Here is a 15531-nt window from a genome sequence, read left to right on the forward strand (position 1 = left end):
CGTTCCTGCGATCCCCCTAGCCGATCGACGACCTTTTGCGAACTAGTCGGCGGCAACCGGTCCGGACGGCGGACGCGGACGGCGGGTCATCCAGACCAGCCCGATCATCGACAATGCGATCCAGGCACAGACCCGCGACACGTCGTTATACCCGAGCAGATACGCCTGCCCGACGATTTGCCGGGTGATCACCGCCGCCCCCTGCGTCGCGGTCGCGCCGAGATGCGACAGCGAGTCCATCGCCTGGGTGAACGGTGCCAAATAGGCGGTCGTGCCCTCGGCCAGACGGCTCTGGTGCAGCGCCTCGCGCCGATCCCAGCCGGTCGTCACCAGCGACGCGGCGAAGCTGCCCGCCGTGATGCGCGCGAAGTTGGAGATGCCGGTCGCCGACGGCAGCCGCTCCGGCGGGATGCCGTCCAGCTGGACGGTGATCAGCGACACGAAGAACGTGCTCATCGCGATGCCTTGGACAAGGGTCGGAACGACCAAGTTCCAGAAGCTGACGTAGGTCGTGAACTCCGAGCGCAGGTAGAACGACGCTGCGAAGCTCACGAAGGCGATGGTAGCCAGCCAGCGGGCATCGACCTTGCTGCTAAACCGCGCGACGAAGGGCGTCAGTACCACCGCGACGACGCCGCTGGGGGCCGCGACCAGCCCGGCCCAAGTGGCAGTATAGCCAAGCTGGGTCTGCAGCCACAGCGGCATCAACAGGGTGTTGCCGAAGAACACTGCATAGCCAAGGCAGAAGGCGATGGTGCCGAGCAGGAAGTTGCGGCTCTTGAACAGGCTGAGATCGATGGCGGGATGCTCGTCGGTGAGTTCCCAGATCAACCAGGCGATGAAGCCGACGACTGCCGTGATTGCGCTGACCACCACCGTCGTCGAATTGAACCAGTCCTGGTTCTTGCCGAGATCGAGCATGACCTGCAGCGCACCGACCCAGACGACCAGCAGACCAAGCCCGACAGTATCGATCGGTCGGTCGCGGGTCGGCGTTTCGCGGGATTTCAGGGCGCGGTAGCTGATGAAGGCGCAGAAAAGCCCGACCGGCACGTTGATCAGGAAGATCCAGCTCCAGTGATAGTTGTCGGATATGTAGCCGCCGAGCAGCGGCCCGGCGATCGGGCCGACCAGCGTCGTGATCGACCAGACCCCGAGTGCGGTGGCTCGCTTGTCGCTGGGAAAGATCGAGATCAGCAGCGCCTGGCTGCCCGGGATCATCGGGCCCGACACGGCGCCCTGCAGGATGCGGAAGCCGACCAGCGAGCCGAGGCTCCAGGCGATGCCGCACAGGAACGACGCCGCGGTGAACAGCAGCACCGAGACGCAGAAGGTACGGACGACGCCGTAGCGCCCCATCAGCCAGCCGGTCAGCGGCACCGCGACGCCGTTTGCCACGGCGAAGGAGGTGATGACCCAGGTACCCTGATCCGAACTGACGCCGAGATTACCGGCGATGGTCGGCAACGAGACGTTGGCGATGGTCGAGTCGAGCACCTGCATGAAGGTGCCGAGCGCCAGCGCGAACGCGGTCAGGCCGAGCGCCCCGCCGGTCAGCGGCGGGAGTGCTGCTCCGGGCGGGGCGCTGCTCACCGGTGGTGCGTCGCGGAATTGGCGGCAACGATGCGACGGATTTCGGCCTCGACCTCGGGGCTGGTCGCCTGGCTTGCCTGCTGCTGGAAGCTGCCGGTAGCGGGGGTGGCAAGCAGCGAGCCGGAGCGGTCATGAGTGTCGACGGTGACATCGACCGACAGGCCGAGGCGCAGCGGCGACTTGTCGAGCTCGCGCGGATCGAGCGCGACGCGGACCGGCACGCGCTGGACGATCTTGATCCAGTTGCCCGAGGCGTTCTGCGGCGGCAGCAGCGCGAAGGCGTTGCCGCTGCCCGCGCCAAGCCCGATGACCCGGCCGTGATAGACGGTATCGCCGCCATAAATGTCGGTGGTGATCGTCGCCGGCTGGCCGATGCGGATGTCGCCGAGTTGGGTCTCGCGAAAGTTGGCGTCGACCCAGACCGAGCGCAGCGGCACCACCGCCATCAGCGGGGTGCCAGCGGCAACCTGCTGGCCGAGCTGGACCGTGCGCTGGGCGACAATGCCGTCGACCGGCGCGGTGAGGTGCATGTGGCCGCGCATGATCGCGGCATTGCGGTAGCGAGCGATTGCCGCCAGCACCGCCGGGTTGTTCGCCAGGGTGACGCCCTGAACAGTCGAGCGTGACTGGGCGAGACGGCTTTGCGCCAGTCGCAGCGAGGCGCGCGCGGTAGTGACCGTGTCGGCCGCGTGCGCGACCTCCTCGCCCGAAACGGCGCCATCGGCTGCGGCACCGCGGCGACGCGACAGGTCGTTCGAGGCGCGCGACAGCTCGGCCTGCGCCTGGGCGACCTGGGCCTGGGACTCGTCGACCTGCGAGACGTTGGAGCGGGTCGAGCGCACGGCGCGGGCGAGCTCGGCAGCAGCCGACGACAGGTTGACGTCGGCGGTCGCCGGATCGAGGTCGAGCAGCGGCTGGCCGCGCTTGACCGCCTGGGTGTTGTCAGCGTGCAACGCGATGACGGTGCCGGCCTCGCGGCTGGTGATCGCCACCACATCGCCAGCGACATACGCATCGTCGGTCTGTTCGGTGGGCGGCGCGAAGAAGAAGGCATGCACCGCATAGGCGATGGCGCCGACCAGCAGCACCAAGCCGAAAACGAGGAACAGGCGGCGACGAGTCCGGGCCTTGGCCGGGACTGGGATGGTGTCGGTCATGGACGGGCCTCTGCGGCGGCAGTGTTGGGGGCGAGGGCGAGGTTGGGTGCAGGCGTGAAGCCGCCGCCGACGGCGACGACCAGCTGGACGCGGCGCAGGATGCCGTCGGCCGCCAAGTTGACCGCGGCCTGGCGCGCATCGAGCAGCCTTGTGCCCGACGCCAGGATATCGAGCTGCGACGCCAGCCCGGAGGCAGTGCGGCGCTGGTCGAGACGGACGACGTCCTGCAGCGCGCCGACCAGCCGGACCTGCTCGGCGGCATCGGCGGTGGTGGTGCGGACCTGCGAGATTGCGTCGCTGGCATCGCGGACGGCGCGCAGCACGGCCTCGTTATAGTCGGCGGTGGCGACGTCGTACTGGCTGGTGGCGCCCGCGTAGTCGGCGCGCAGGCGGCCGCCCTCGAAGATCGGGATGTGTACCGAAGGCCCAGCGCCGTAGGTCAGCGCGCCGCCACTGACCAGCGCACCCAGTCCTAGCGCCTGGAAGCCGGCCAGCCCGAGCAGATTGACGTTGGGATAGAAGGCAGCGCGCGCCACCTTGCGTCCCGCTGCAGCGGCATCGACGCGCGCCAAGCCAGCCAGCAGGTCGGGGCGGCGGGCAAGGAGATCTGCCGGCAGCGTCTCCGGCAGCGGCAGCGCGGCCGCAAAGTTCAGGCGGGCCGGGCCGATGCTCGGGTAGTAATCCGCACCGCGCCCGGCTAGCGCGGCGAGGGCATGGACCAGTACTTCGCGCTGTCCGGCGGCGCGGAGCTGGGCCTGTTCGGCCTCGACCAGCAGTGCCTCGGCAGCGCGCTCGTCGTAGCGGCTGGCGAGTTCGTGGCGGATCCGCGAGCGCACCAGCTTCAGGGTTTCCTGGCGCGAGGCGACGAAGTCGTTGGCGATGGTGGCCAACTGCTCGGCGCGGGCAAGCTCGATGTAGGTCTGCGCGACCGAGGCGGTCAGTGCCAGCCGGGCGGCCGCGGCATCGAGAGCGGCGGCGCGTGCCGTACCGCGGGACTGGGCGACCAGCGCCGCCTGGCGGCCCCAGAAATCGATGGTCCAGTTGAGATTCAATTGGGCGGTGCCGACCCAGCGCGACGAGCCGCCGTAAGGGGGCGGGATGATGTACTTGTCGCTGAGCCGGGTGCGCTGTTCCTGGGCGTCGATGGTGGCGCTGGGGAGACGATCGGCACGGCGGCCGGCGACTTCGGCTTGGGCGACGCGGACCCGGGCGAGCGCGGCGCTGAGCGTCGGGCTGGCGTCGAGGGCGTCGGCGACGATGCGGTCGAACTGCGGATCGCCGAGCGCGGTCCACCAATTGTCGGCGATGATCGGGCCGGTGCTGGTGCCGAGGCCGAGGCTGGCGGGGGCGACGGGAGTCATCTCCGGGCGCAGGTTCGGGGCGCAGGATGCGACGAGTATGGAAACTGTGGCGAGGAGGATCGGGCGAATCATTCGGCACCCTCGGGAGCATCGGCCTCGAGCTTGGCAACGAGGCGTTGTAGTAGCGATATCAGTGTGTTGACCTCATCATGGGAGAAGTCCTCGAGGACCTTGTTCCAATGGTCGAGGACCATCGGGTTGAGGCTTTCGAGCTGGGTGCGGCCGGCCTCGGTGAGGTTCACCGTGACGACGCGGCGGTCGCCGCAGTCGCGGCAGCGCTCGACCAGGCCGCGCTCCTCGAGCTGGTCGACGAGGCGCGTCGTGGCGCCGCTGTTATGGCCCAGCGCGCGGGCCAGCTTGGCGCAATTGTCGGCGATGCCGTGGCGGAACATCGCCATCGCCACCCAGTGCGAGAAGGTCAGGCCGGGCGCGTCGAAGCTTGCCTCGACCCCGGCATGGCCGAGCTTGGCGGCGCGCTTGATCAGATAGCCGATCGAGCGGTCCGGATCGAAGTCGCCGTTGTAAAAGGGGTCCGCCATTTGGCTGCCTGTAAAGTAACTGCCCAGGCAGGCATATGGACCTTCGCGTTTTGGATGCAAGCTATTTCAGCGGATAGGGTCCCTTGCCGTTTTCCGCGATGAACCGGTCGATGCGCGCCGTCAGCACGGGCAGCGGCACCGAGCCCAGCGCCAGCACAGTGTCGTGGAAGGCGCGGATGTCGAACTTCGCTCCCAGCGCGCCTGACGCCTTGGCCCGCGCCGCGACGATCGCCTGCTCGCCGAGATAATAGCTCAGCGCCTGCCCCGGCCAGCCGATGTAGCGGTCGACCTCGGTGGTGATCTCGCGTTCGCTCAGCGCGGTATTGTCGCGCATGAAGGCCTGCGCCCGCTCGCGGCTCCAGCCTTGCGCATGGATGCCGGTGTCGACGACCAGCCGCGCGGCGCGCCACATCTGGTAGCTGAGCATGCCGAAGCGCTCGTACGGCGTCTCGTAGATTCCCATTTCGACGCCGAGTCGCTCGCAATACAGCGCCCAGCCTTCGCCATAGGCCGAGATATAGCTGCTACGCCGGAACGCCGGCTGGCCGGTATTCTCGGCAGCGAGTGGCATCTGGAAGGCGTGGCCCGGCGCCGATTCGTGCAGCGTCAGCGCGGCGAGCTGGAACAGCGGACGCGATGGCAGGTCGTAGGTGTTGAGCATGTACACCCCCGGCCCGCCCCGCCCGGCGGTGTAGAAGGGCGCGATATCGGCGGGCACCGGGACGATGCCGAAGCGCTCGCGCGGCAACCGCCCGAACCAGACCGACGCGACATTGTCGAAGCGCTTGGCGGTCCACGCCGCCTGTTTCAGCAGCTGGTCCGGCGTCGTCGCGTAGAAGCGCGGGTCGGTGCGCAGCATCGCCAGGAACGCCGGCAGGTCGCCCGTGAAGCCGGTCTCCGCCATGACGCCGAGCATCTCGGCACGGATCCTCGCGACCTGTGCGACGCCGATGTCGTGGATCTGCGCCGCCGACAGGTCGAGGGTCGTGAACTCCTTGATTTTGGACGCATAATAGGCCGGTCCGCCGGGCAGCGCCGAGGCGGCGAGGCTGGTCCGCAGGCCGGGCAGATAGGTCTGGCGCAGGAACGACAGCAGCGCCCGGTGCGCCGGGATCACGGCATCGCCGATCGCGGCGACGGCGGCGGCGCGGAGGTCCGCCTGCGTCGCCACGGGGATCGACGCCGGCATGGTCTTGAACGGCTGATAGTAGGCGGTGTCCTGCGGGCGGCTCGCCTCGGCGATGCTGGCGACACCGCCGTCGCGGCCGGTCATCGTTACCTTGGGCGGCGTGAAGCCACGCGCCAGCCCGGCGCGCATGTTTGCCGTCTGCTCGGCGAAATAGCGCGGCACGTCGCGCATCCGGGCGATCCATTGGCGATAATCGGCTTCGGTCCGCAGGTTGCGCTGGCCTTCCGCGGCGAGGTCGCTCCAAAAGCTCGAGTCGGGATTGGCGGGCATCTCCCAGTCGCGAAACCGCTGCTGCGCGATCAGCACGTCGAGTTGGGCCCGGTAGATGCCGAAATCGACCTGCGACTCAGGCGACAGCCGGGCGACGGGGATGCCGTCGAGACCGGCGCGGGCGCGGGTCCAGGTCTGCAACGCCAGCGCCTGCGCCGCAGGCGTGACCGACGGCAGATGGTCGACGACGCGCGACGGGTCGTCGGAGCTGGCGGACTGCTGCTGCCGGAAGGTCCATTCGCGGCTGTAGAGCGCCTTGAACGCCGCTTCGGTCGGTGGGTCGGCGAGCGCAGGGGTGGCGAGCGCGAGAAGGACTGCGAGGCGGAAGAGCATGCGGTGTTGTGCGGGGGCGGGGGCGGGCGTGCAAGGCTCCCGCCTCGCCGACGTCGAGCAAGACCCCTCTCCCCGGCCCTTCCGAGCCGTCCCTTTCTGCTCCCTTTCCCGGCGAAGCAGGAACAGGAGGCGCGGCCGTCCTTTTCTGCTCCCTCCCCCCGCTGGGGGAAGCGTCGGGGGAGAGGGGCACGACCCCCTGCGAGTGCGCTTAAACCACCGCCGCGATTGACCGGAGCGCCGCACCAAGCCAAGGACAGGCTTCGCATGGATCACGTTTCACCCGACATCGACCAGCGCGCGCTGCGCGACGCGTTCGGGGCGTTCGCCACCGGCGTCACCATCGTTGCGGGCCATGGTCCCGATGGCACCCGCGTCGGATTGACCGCCAACAGCTTCACTTCGGTATCGCTCGATCCGCCGTTGCTGCTGGTCTGCCCGGCACGCGGCGCCTCGGCCCTGCCCGCCCTGCGCACTGCCGGGCGGTTTGCGGTCAACGTCCTGACGCTCGACCAGCAGGAGATCGCCGACCGCTTCGCCAAGCGCGGCATCGACCGCTTTGCCGTCGGTGGCTGGAGCGAATGGCACGGCGTCCCGGTGCTCGACGACGCGATGGCGAGCTTCGTCTGCGACCTCCATGCCGAGCTCGACGGCGGCGACCATGCGATCCTGGTCGGACGCGTGCTGGCGCTGCGCAGCCACCCGGAAGCCGAGCCGTTGCTGTATCTTCGGGGCCGCTATCGCCAGATGCATGTCCCCCGTTAAGCCCGGCCCGCGTTGACCGGAATGTGAGCAGCGCCGCGCCGACAGACACACCCGTCGATTCCAGCCAGCCGGTGGGCGCCGACAACGTCGACGAGACCGCGGCGCTGGCGAAAGGCGGCCGCACCAGCTTCTTCGGCTTCCTGCTGCGCCTGCTGGCGCGTCTGCCGTTCCTGTTCATCGCCGGCCGGATGAGCGGCTATGGCGCCGACGCGCTCGGACGCTTCGCCTATGCGACGATGGTCGTCGAGCTGATGGCGCAGCTGGCGACGCTGGGCCTCAAGCGCGGGCTGGCGGCGGAGCTGGCCAAGGACGAGCGCCCGGAGAACCACGTCGTCGCCGATGCGCTGGTGCTCGCCTGGGCCGGTGCGATCCTGGGCAGCGTGCTGCTGATCGCGCTGCCGTGGATCGTCTTTCCCAACAGCCGCATCTCGGGGATCGACCGCTGGTTCCCGCTGATCGCGCTGGCGGTCGTCGCCTCCGACGTATCGCTGGCGGCGCTGGCATTCCGCCGCGATATCGCCGCGACGGTGCGCGCGCGTTCCGTCGTCGAGCCGTGGACGCTGAGCATCGTCGCCTTCGGACTGGCCTTCACCCCGGTCGGCGGCGACGGGCTGATCATCGCCTATGCGGTGTCGCTGACCTTTGCGATGCTCGCCTCGGTGATCCCGCTGGTGCGCAGCTTCGGCCTGCCGCGCGGCGGCTGGTGGCCGCATCCGGGGCGGCTGTGGCGGATCGCGCGGGCCAATGCGCCGCTGGCCGGGGCCGATGTCGCCGACTGGGGTTCCCGCCGCCTCGACGTTTTCATCCTCGGGCGTTTCGCGCCGCCAGAGGTCATCGGCGTCTATTATGTCGCGCAGCAGATCGCCTCGCTGCCGCAAAAATTGAAGACCAGCTTCGATCCGATCCTCGGCCCGGTGATCACCACCAACCTGGCGCGGGGCGACCTCGGTGTCGTCGCCGGGCATGTCCGCCAGATCGGCTTCTGGATCGGCGCGGTGCAGCTCGGCGTCGTGCTGGCGCTGGGCATGACCGGACGTGCCGGCATGGGGCTGTTCGGACCGGCGTTCGCGCAGGGTGCCGCGGTGCTGGCGCTGCTGCTGGTCGTCGAGCTGTTCGCGGCGCAGGCGGCGGTGACCGAGGGCGCGCTGATCTACGTCCGGCGCGGCGCGAATCTGCTGTGGTCGATGATCGGGCTGGTCGTGCAGGTCGGCGTGACGCTGGTGCTGGTCTGGTATTTCGAGCGCACCGGGCGGACGTCGCTGCTCGCCGTCGGTGCCGCCGGCGGGCTGGCGACGGCGGCGCTGTTCCTGTCGATCGCCAAGACGCAGGTGCTGTCGCGCGCCCTGCACGCCAAGGTCAGCGGCTGGCGCTGGTCGCTGATCGGCGCGGGCGTGCCGGCCTTCGCGGTCGGGCTGGGGGTGCAGCTGCTGGCCGAGCCGCTGCAATTGTCGGTCGGCATCCTCGCCATCCTCGGGGTCTTCGGCGCGATCGTCTGGACGACCGGCTTCAAGGGGCCCGACCGATTGCTGTTCCGGAAGGGCAAGGCTTAGTCCGTCATTTCGGCGAAGGCCGGGACCCATTCGCGAGCCGCCGGAAATGACGGGCCAGATCGCCACGAGCTGGTCGAATGGGTCCCGGCCTTCGCCGGGATGACGGTCGTTGGCCGGCGCGACGCTCGTGCCCTTTGCGCCCGCCGACCCCCTGCGCTAGACCCCGGCTATGCCCGACACCGACCGCATCTATACTGCCGCGCTGCTGATCATCGGCGACGAGATCCTGTCGGGGCGGACGCAGGACGCGAACCTGGCGTATCTCGCCAAGTGGCTGGGCGTGCAGGGCATTCGCCTGCGTGAGGTCCGCGTCGTCGCCGACGATCACGCCGCCATCGGGGCCGCGGTCAAGGCATTGAGCGGTGCCTACGACTATCTGTTCACCACCGGCGGCATCGGCCCGACCCACGACGACATCACCGTCGATGCGATCGCCGCGGCGCTGGGCGTCGGGGTCGTCGTCCACCCCGCGGCGCGGGCGATCCTGGAAAAATACTATGGCGACAAGCTGACCGACGCGCGGTTGCGCATGGCGCGGGTGCCGGAGGGGGCCGAGCTGATCGAGAACCCGCGGACCGGCGCACCCGGCATCCGCCACGGCAACATCTTCATCATGGCCGGGGTGCCGTCGATCACCCAGGGCATGTTGGCGGCGCTCGACGGCAAGCTGCCGGGCGGCAAGCCGGTGCTGAGCCGTACCGTCGCCGCCTGGACCGCCGAAAGCGCCGTTGCGGCGACGTTGGCCGCCGTCGAAAAAGCCAACCCCGGCACGCAGATCGGCAGCTATCCGTTCTGGCGCGAGGGGCGCACCGGAGCCAATTTCGTAATTCGCGCCACCGACCCTATGCTGCTCGACGCCTGCGCGGTCGCGCTGCTGGCGGCACTGACCGAGGCTGGGCTGGCCCCGGTCGACGGCGAGATCTAGGGGGCGGCCATGGGCGCGGTGAGACTGATATTGCTGGGGGCGGCGCTGGCGGCGTTCGTGCTGTTCGCGGTGCCGAACTGGGGTTATCCGGCGACCGTCGGCTTCGGCGCGACGGTGGTCACCATGCCGGTGCCGCTGATCGTGCTGGCGGCGTTCCTGGCGGGGGCGCTGCCGATGTACCTGGCGCACCGGGTGTCGCGGGCGCGCTGGTCGCGGCGGCTGGCGCGGGCGGAGGCGCCGCTGGCTCCGATGATCGCGCCGCCCGTCCTGACGTCGGAGGCCCAGCCGACAGTCGTGCCGCCGGGGTACGGATGAGCCCGGTTTTCGTCGCGATCGACACGCCTGACGTCGCACGGGCCCGGGCGCTGGTCGATGCGGTCGCGGGCCATGTCGGCGGCATCAAGCTGGGGCTGGAGTATTTCGTCGCCAACGGTCCCGCCGGAGTCGCGGCGCTCGCCGGGCTGCCGACGTTCATCGACCTGAAGTTCCACGACATTCCCAACACGGTGGCGGGTGCAGTGCGCAGCCTCGCGGCGCTGCAGCCCGCCGTGCTGACCGTCCATGCAGCCGGTGGCCGCGCCATGCTGGAGGCCGCCAAGGCCGCCGCGCTGCCCGGCTGCAAGGTCGTCGCGGTGACCGTGCTGACCAGCCTCGACGACGGTGACCTGAGCGACATCGGCGTCGGCGGCGACGTCGCGGCGCAGGTCGCACGCCTGGCCGCCTTGGCGCGCGCGTCGGGCCTCGACGGCATCGTCTGCTCCCCCCATGAGGTCGCGGCAGCGAAAGCGGTCTGGCCCGAAGGTTATTTCGTCGTCCCTGGCGTCCGCCCTGCCGGCAGCGACATCGGCGACCAGAAGCGCGTCATGACCCCCGCCGAAGCACTCGCCGCCGGAGCCTCGATGCTGGTCATCGGCCGCCCGATCACCGGGGCCGCCGACCCAGCCGCTGCGGCGCGCGCCATCGCCGCCAGCCTGTGACGTCCATCAAGATCTGCGGCCTGTCGACGCCCGACACCCTCGACGCCGCGATCGGTGCGGGCGCCTCGCATGTCGGATTCGTGTTCTTCGCCCGCAGCCCGCGCAACCTGCTCCCCGAGCGCGCCGCAGGGCTGGCGGCGCGTGTCCCGCCGTCGGTGACCAAGGTCGGCGTCTTCGTCGACCCTGACGACGCGCTGCTCGACGCTGCAACGCCCAGCCTCGACGCGATCCAGCTCCACGGCAGCGAATCCCCGGCCCGGCTGGCGGCGATCCGCGCCCGCTACGGCCTGGCGCTGTGGAAAGCCGCGGGCGTCACCACCGCCGCCGACATCCGCGCCGCGGTCGCTGCGGCCCGCGGCGCCTGCGACCTGTTGCTCCTCGACGCCAAAGCGCCTAGTTCCGCCCCCCTGCCCGGTGGCAACGGACTGCGCTTCGACTGGCGGTTGCTGAGCGACGCGCGGCCGGACATGGCGTGGGGCCTGTCAGGCGGGCTCGACGCCGACAATGTCGGGGCAGCGGTGCGCGATCTTCGCCCGCCGCTGGTCGACGTGTCGTCGGGGGTCGAGGAGGCACCGGGCGTCAAGTCGGTGCACAAGATACGGGCGTTCATCGAAGCGGTCAGGACGGCGTGATGGCAAGTGCAGCCAAGATTTCAGACTCCCTGCGGAGCGGACCCGATGCCCGCGGGCATTTCGGTGCCTATGGCGGGCGCTACGTCGCCGAGACGCTGATGCCGCTGATCCTCGACCTCGAGGCCGCCTATCGCGCCGCGCAAGCCGACCCGGCGTTCCAGGCCGAACTCGACTGGCTGCTGACGCATTATGTCGGCCGCCCCAGCCCGATGTACTTCGCCGAGGCGCTGACCCGCGAGCTCGGCGGCGCCAAGATCTACTTTAAGCGCGACGAGCTCAACCACACCGGCGCGCACAAGATCAACAATTGCGTCGGCCAGATCCTGCTGGCCAAGCGCATGGGCAAGACCCGCATCATCGCCGAGACCGGCGCCGGCCAGCACGGCGTCGCTACCGCTACGGTTGCGGCGCGTTTCGGCATGCCCTGCATCATCTACATGGGCGCCCGCGACATCGCCCGGCAGGCGCCCAACGTCTTCCGCATGAAGCTGCTCGGCGCCGAAGTCCGCGCCGTCGAGAGCGGCTCGCGCACCCTGAAGGACGCGATGAACGAGGCGCTGCGCGACTGGGTCACCAACGTCGACGACACCTTCTACATCATCGGCACCGCCGCCGGCCCGCACCCCTATCCCGAGCTCGTCCGCGACTTCCAGTCGGTCATCGGGCGCGAAGCGCGGGCGCAGATCCTCGACGCCGAGGGCCGGTTGCCCGACGTGCTGTGCGCCGCGATCGGTGGCGGCTCGAACGCCATCGGTCTGTTTCACCCGTTCCTCGACGACGCCTCGGTTCGCATGATCGGCGTCGAGGCGGCCGGCCACGGATTGCACACTTCGGAGCATGCCGCCTCGCTGGTCGGCGGCGTCGACGGGGTTCTGCACGGCAACAAGACGCGCCTGCTGCAGGACGCCGACGGGCAAATCGCCGAGGCGCACTCGATTTCTGCGGGCCTCGACTATCCCGGCATCGGGCCCGAGCACGCCTGGCTGCACTCGATCGGCCGCGTCGAATACCAGTCGGCGACCGACGAGGAAGCGCTGTCGGCGTTCCAGCTGCTGTGCCGCACCGAGGGCATCATCCCGGCGCTGGAGCCGGCACACGCCATCGCCGCGGTCCGCCGCTTCGCCCCGACAATGCGCGCGGACGAGATCATCGTCGCGAACCTTTGCGGGCGCGGGGACAAGGACATCTTCACGGTGGCGAGCGCGCTGGGGATCGAGCTTTGACCGACCGCCTGTCCCGCACCTTCGCCGCCTGCGCCGCGCAGAACCGCGCCGCGCTGGTCACCTTCGTCACCGCCGGTGACCCCGGCCCGGAGATGTCGGCCCGCGTCCTGCGCAGCCTCGTCGCCGGGGGTGCGGATATCGTCGAGATCGGCATGCCGTTCAGCGACCCGATGGCCGATGGCCCGGCGATCCAGGCCGGCAACATCCGTGCGCTCGGCGCCGGAGCCACCCTGATCCGGCTGCTGACAATGGTCCGCGACTTCCGCGCCCATGACGCCGAGACCCCGCTGATCCTGATGGGCTATTTCAACCCGGTCCTCGCTTACGGCGTCGAGCGCTTCGCCGCCGATGCCCATGCCGCCGGCCTCGACGGCACGATCATCGTCGACCTGCCGCCCGAGGAGGACGCCGAACTCGCGCCGTCGTTGCAGCGCCACGGCCTGCACATGATCCGCCTCGCCACCCCGACCACCGACACGCGCCGGCTCCCGGCAGTCGTCGCCGGCGCTTCGGGCTTCCTGTATTACGTCGCGGTCGCCGGCATCACCGGCGCCAACTCCGCCACCGCCGAGGATATCGGCGCGGCAGTCGCCCGGCTGCGGACCGCCACCGACATGCCGATCGCGGTGGGCTTCGGTATCCGTACCCCCGAGGCAGCTGCAGCCGTAGCGCGCGTCGCCGATGCGGTGGTCGTCGGCTCGGCGATCGTCTCGATGATCGGCGCGGCGGCGGAAACCCGGGCCAACGACCTGCCCGAACAGGTCGAGGGCTTCGTCCGCAGCCTTGCCACGGCGATCCGAACCGCTCGCCTGGAGGCCGCCGCATGAGCTGGATCACCACCACCCGCTCGCGCCTGACGCAGTTCATGAAGCGCCGCGAGACGCCCGAGAACCTGTGGCACAAGTGCCGGAATTGCGGCGCGATGCTGTACGTCAAGGAGTTCGAGGAGAACCTCCACGTCTGCCCGCGCTGCGACCATCACGAGCGCATCGGGCCGACGGTGCGCTTCGCCCAGGTGTTCGACGACGGCATCCACAACCGCCTGACGGTCGCCGCCGTCCAGGAAGACCCGCTCAAGTTCAAGGACCAGAAGCGCTACGTCGACCGATTGAAGACCGCGCGTACCGCCACCGGCGAGCCCGAGGCGATGGCGGTGGCGCGCGGCAAGATTGGCGGCGTGCCGGTCACCGTCGCGGTGCAGAACTTCGCCTTCATGGGCGGCTCGATGGGCTTGGGCGTCGGCGAAGCGTTCCTCACCGGGGCGCTGGCCGCGGTCAAGGCGCGCGAGCCGTTCGTGGTGTTCACTGCGGCGGGTGGCGCACGCATGCAGGAGGGCATCCTCAGCCTGATGCAGATGCCGCGCACGACGGTCGCGATCGCCGAACTGCGCGAGGCCGGGCTGCCCTACATCGTCGTGATGACCGATCCGACGACCGGTGGCGTCACCGCCAGCTATGCGATGCTCGGCGACATCCAGATCGCCGAGCCCAAGGCGCTGATCGGTTTCGCCGGGCAGCGGGTGATCGAGCAGACCATCCGCGAAAAGCTGCCCGAGGGCTTCCAGCGCGCCGAGTATCTGCTGGAGCACGGCATGCTCGACATGGTCGTACACCGCAAGGCGTTGACCGAGACACTGGGGCGGACGCTGGGCCTGTTGATGCGCCGCAACATCGCCGCCTGATGGAGGCGGCGCGCTCGACCAACCCGGTGCTCGACGCGCTGCTCGCGGCGGCGTTCGCGCTGCACGAGAACACCATGGACCTGGGGCTGGCGCGGCTCGAGCGGCTGCTGGCGCGGCTCGGCAATCCGCACACCAAGCTGCCGCCGGTGTTCCATATCGCCGGGACCAACGGCAAGGGCTCGACCGCGGCGTTCCTGCGCGCCTGCCTGGAGGCGTCGGGCAAGCGCGTCCACAGCTATACCTCGCCGCATCTGATCCGCTTCAACGAGCGCATCCGGCTGGCCGGCAGCATCGTCGACGACGACACGCTGATCGGGCTGCTGTCCGACGTGCTGGCGGTCAACGGCGGCGGGCGCATCACCTTCTTCGAGCTGACCACGGCGGTCGCAATGCTGGCCTTTGCGCGGACGCCGGCGGACGCCTGCATCATCGAGGTCGGGCTGGGCGGGCGGCTGGACGCGACCAACGTCGTCACCCCGGTGATCGGCGGCATCGCGCAGCTCGGCCTCGACCACCAGGCGTGGCTCGGCAATACCATCCTTGAAATCGCACAGGAAAAGGCCGGGATCGCCAAGCGCGGCGTGCCGCTGGTGCTGTCGCGCTATCCGCGCCAGGTGACGACGCGCATTGCCGAAGTCGCGGGCGTTGCCGGGGCCAAGCTGATCGTCCGCGGCGAGGAATGGGACGCGGCGCCGTATGAAGGCCAGCTGCATTACCGCGACCATATGGGCAAGGTAGCGCTGCCGCTGCCCCGCCTAGTCGGGGCTCACCAACTCGACAATGCGGCGCTGGCGGTGGCGATGCTGCGGCACCAGCATCACGTCGCGGTGCCGGAGGCGGCGTTGCGGGCAGGGATGGGCTGGGCGGAATGGCCGGCGCGGTTGCAGCGGCTGGAGCCGGGCCCGCTGGTAGCGAAACTGCCGCCGGGGAGCGAGGTCTGGCTCGATGGCGGGCATAATCCGGCCGCGGGGCGCGCGATCGCCGAGGCGTTCCGCGCACATCCGCTGGCCGAGCGGCCCTTCTACCTGATCGTCGGCATGCTGGCGGTGAAGGATGCCGCGGGCTTCCTCAAGCCGTTCGCCGAGCGCGCCACCGCGGTTTACACCGTGCCGGTGCCGAGCCATGAGCATCATTCGCCGACCGAACTGGCACTGCGGGCCCGCGAGACCGGGCTGCCGGGGATTGCTGCAACGAGCGTCGAGGCGGCGATGACCGAGATCGCCCGGAGCTCGGACCGGGCGCGGCCGCCGGTCGTGCTGGTCGCAGGCTCGCTGTACCTGGCGGGCGGCGTGCTGCAGGCGAACGGCCAGGACGCGGGCTAGGCTCTGCTCCCTCCCCC

General features: G+C 69.9%; 15 protein-coding genes. 10 read left to right on the plus strand and 5 right to left on the minus strand.

The window, feature by feature from the left end:
- Positions 1–42: 42 nt before the first annotated feature.
- The 5 genes from ACOFKW_RS04915 to ACOFKW_RS04935 form a co-directional block, all read right to left on the minus strand.
- Positions 43–1593, minus strand: coding sequence for a DHA2 family efflux MFS transporter permease subunit (locus ACOFKW_RS04915; protein WP_419816235.1), 1551 nt, complete (start codon positions 1591–1593; stop codon positions 43–45).
- Positions 1590–2750, minus strand: a complete 1161-nt coding sequence (locus ACOFKW_RS04920) for an efflux RND transporter periplasmic adaptor subunit (protein WP_419816236.1) — start codon at positions 2748–2750, stop codon at positions 1590–1592. Before ACOFKW_RS04920 ends, ACOFKW_RS04915 begins: the two co-directional genes overlap by 4 nt.
- A complete protein-coding gene (locus ACOFKW_RS04925) occupies positions 2747–4111 on the minus strand; it encodes an efflux transporter outer membrane subunit (protein WP_419816237.1) in 1365 nt (454 codons plus the stop codon). The genes ACOFKW_RS04920 and ACOFKW_RS04925 overlap by 4 nt, the downstream gene beginning before the upstream one ends.
- Positions 4112–4179: 68 nt before the next feature.
- Entirely contained in the window at positions 4180–4650 is a 471-nt protein-coding gene (locus ACOFKW_RS04930; RefSeq protein ID WP_419816238.1) for a MarR family winged helix-turn-helix transcriptional regulator, read from the minus strand.
- 61 nt (positions 4651–4711) lie between these two features.
- Positions 4712–6442, minus strand: coding sequence for a DUF885 domain-containing protein (locus ACOFKW_RS04935; protein ID WP_419816239.1), 1731 nt, complete (start codon positions 6440–6442; stop codon positions 4712–4714).
- 264 nt (positions 6443–6706) lie between these two features.
- Here ACOFKW_RS04935 and ACOFKW_RS04940 point away from each other — a divergent pair, with 264 nt between their 5' ends.
- The 10 genes from ACOFKW_RS04940 (at position 6707) to ACOFKW_RS04985 (ending at position 15514) form a co-directional block, all read left to right on the plus strand.
- A complete protein-coding gene (locus ACOFKW_RS04940) occupies positions 6707–7204 on the plus strand; it encodes a flavin reductase family protein (RefSeq protein WP_419816240.1) in 498 nt (165 codons plus the stop codon).
- 23 nt (positions 7205–7227) lie between these two features.
- A complete protein-coding gene (locus tag ACOFKW_RS04945) occupies positions 7228–8754 on the plus strand; it encodes a lipopolysaccharide biosynthesis protein (RefSeq protein ID WP_419816241.1) in 1527 nt (508 codons plus the stop codon).
- 169 nt (positions 8755–8923) lie between these two features.
- Positions 8924–9679, plus strand: coding sequence for a competence/damage-inducible protein A (locus ACOFKW_RS04950; RefSeq protein WP_419816242.1), 756 nt, complete (start codon positions 8924–8926; stop codon positions 9677–9679).
- A gap of 18 nt (positions 9680–9697) precedes the next feature.
- Positions 9698–9994 (plus strand): LapA family protein, encoded by a 297-nt coding sequence (locus tag ACOFKW_RS04955; RefSeq protein WP_419816243.1) that lies wholly within the window; start codon positions 9698–9700, stop codon positions 9992–9994.
- Complete coding sequence (pyrF, locus tag ACOFKW_RS04960) at positions 9991–10656, plus strand: orotidine-5'-phosphate decarboxylase (RefSeq protein ID WP_419816244.1); 666 nt, start codon at positions 9991–9993, stop codon at positions 10654–10656. The genes ACOFKW_RS04955 and pyrF overlap by 4 nt, the downstream gene beginning before the upstream one ends.
- Positions 10653–11288, plus strand: coding sequence for a phosphoribosylanthranilate isomerase (locus tag ACOFKW_RS04965; protein WP_419816245.1), 636 nt, complete (start codon positions 10653–10655; stop codon positions 11286–11288). The genes pyrF and ACOFKW_RS04965 overlap by 4 nt, the downstream gene beginning before the upstream one ends.
- Positions 11288–12511, plus strand: a complete 1224-nt coding sequence (gene trpB / locus ACOFKW_RS04970; RefSeq protein WP_419816246.1) for a tryptophan synthase subunit beta — start codon at positions 11288–11290, stop codon at positions 12509–12511. Before ACOFKW_RS04965 ends, trpB begins: the two co-directional genes overlap by 1 nt.
- On the plus strand, positions 12508–13338 hold the full coding sequence (gene trpA, locus ACOFKW_RS04975; RefSeq protein WP_419816247.1) for a tryptophan synthase subunit alpha: 831 nt from the start codon (positions 12508–12510) through the stop codon (positions 13336–13338). Before trpB ends, trpA begins: the two co-directional genes overlap by 4 nt.
- Positions 13335–14192, plus strand: coding sequence for an acetyl-CoA carboxylase, carboxyltransferase subunit beta (accD, locus tag ACOFKW_RS04980; protein ID WP_419816248.1), 858 nt, complete (start codon positions 13335–13337; stop codon positions 14190–14192). The genes trpA and accD overlap by 4 nt, the downstream gene beginning before the upstream one ends.
- Positions 14189–15514 carry a bifunctional folylpolyglutamate synthase/dihydrofolate synthase gene (locus ACOFKW_RS04985; protein WP_419816867.1) on the plus strand — a complete coding sequence of 442 codons (1326 nt, stop codon included), beginning with the start codon at positions 14189–14191 and terminating at the stop codon, positions 15512–15514. The genes accD and ACOFKW_RS04985 overlap by 4 nt, the downstream gene beginning before the upstream one ends.
- Positions 15515–15531 lie beyond the last annotated feature (17 nt).

Source organism: Glacieibacterium sp. (assembly GCF_965200405.1).
Taxonomy (GTDB): Bacteria; Pseudomonadota; Alphaproteobacteria; order Sphingomonadales; family Sphingomonadaceae; genus Glacieibacterium.

What these genes read in the sequence shown, in the direction of transcription:
- ACOFKW_RS04920 (WP_419816236.1), bottom strand. Translation starts at nt 2,750, where the DNA reads ATGACCGACACCATCCCAGTCCCGGCCAAGGCCCGGACTCGTCGCCGC.
- ACOFKW_RS04925 (WP_419816237.1), bottom strand. Translation starts at nt 4,111, where the DNA reads ATGACTCCCGTCGCCCCCGCCAGCCTCGGCCTCGGCACCAGCACCGGC.
- ACOFKW_RS04930 (WP_419816238.1), bottom strand. Translation starts at nt 4,650, where the DNA reads ATGGCGGACCCCTTTTACAACGGCGACTTCGATCCGGACCGCTCGATC.
- ACOFKW_RS04935 (WP_419816239.1), bottom strand. Translation starts at nt 6,442, where the DNA reads ATGCTCTTCCGCCTCGCAGTCCTTCTCGCGCTCGCCACCCCTGCGCTC.
- ACOFKW_RS04940 (WP_419816240.1), top strand. Translation starts at nt 6,707, where the DNA reads ATGGATCACGTTTCACCCGACATCGACCAGCGCGCGCTGCGCGACGCG.
- ACOFKW_RS04950 (WP_419816242.1), top strand. Translation starts at nt 8,924, where the DNA reads ATGCCCGACACCGACCGCATCTATACTGCCGCGCTGCTGATCATCGGC.
- pyrF (WP_419816244.1), top strand. Translation starts at nt 9,991, where the DNA reads ATGAGCCCGGTTTTCGTCGCGATCGACACGCCTGACGTCGCACGGGCC.
- trpB (WP_419816246.1), top strand. Translation starts at nt 11,288, where the DNA reads ATGGCAAGTGCAGCCAAGATTTCAGACTCCCTGCGGAGCGGACCCGAT.
- accD (WP_419816248.1), top strand. Translation starts at nt 13,335, where the DNA reads ATGAGCTGGATCACCACCACCCGCTCGCGCCTGACGCAGTTCATGAAG.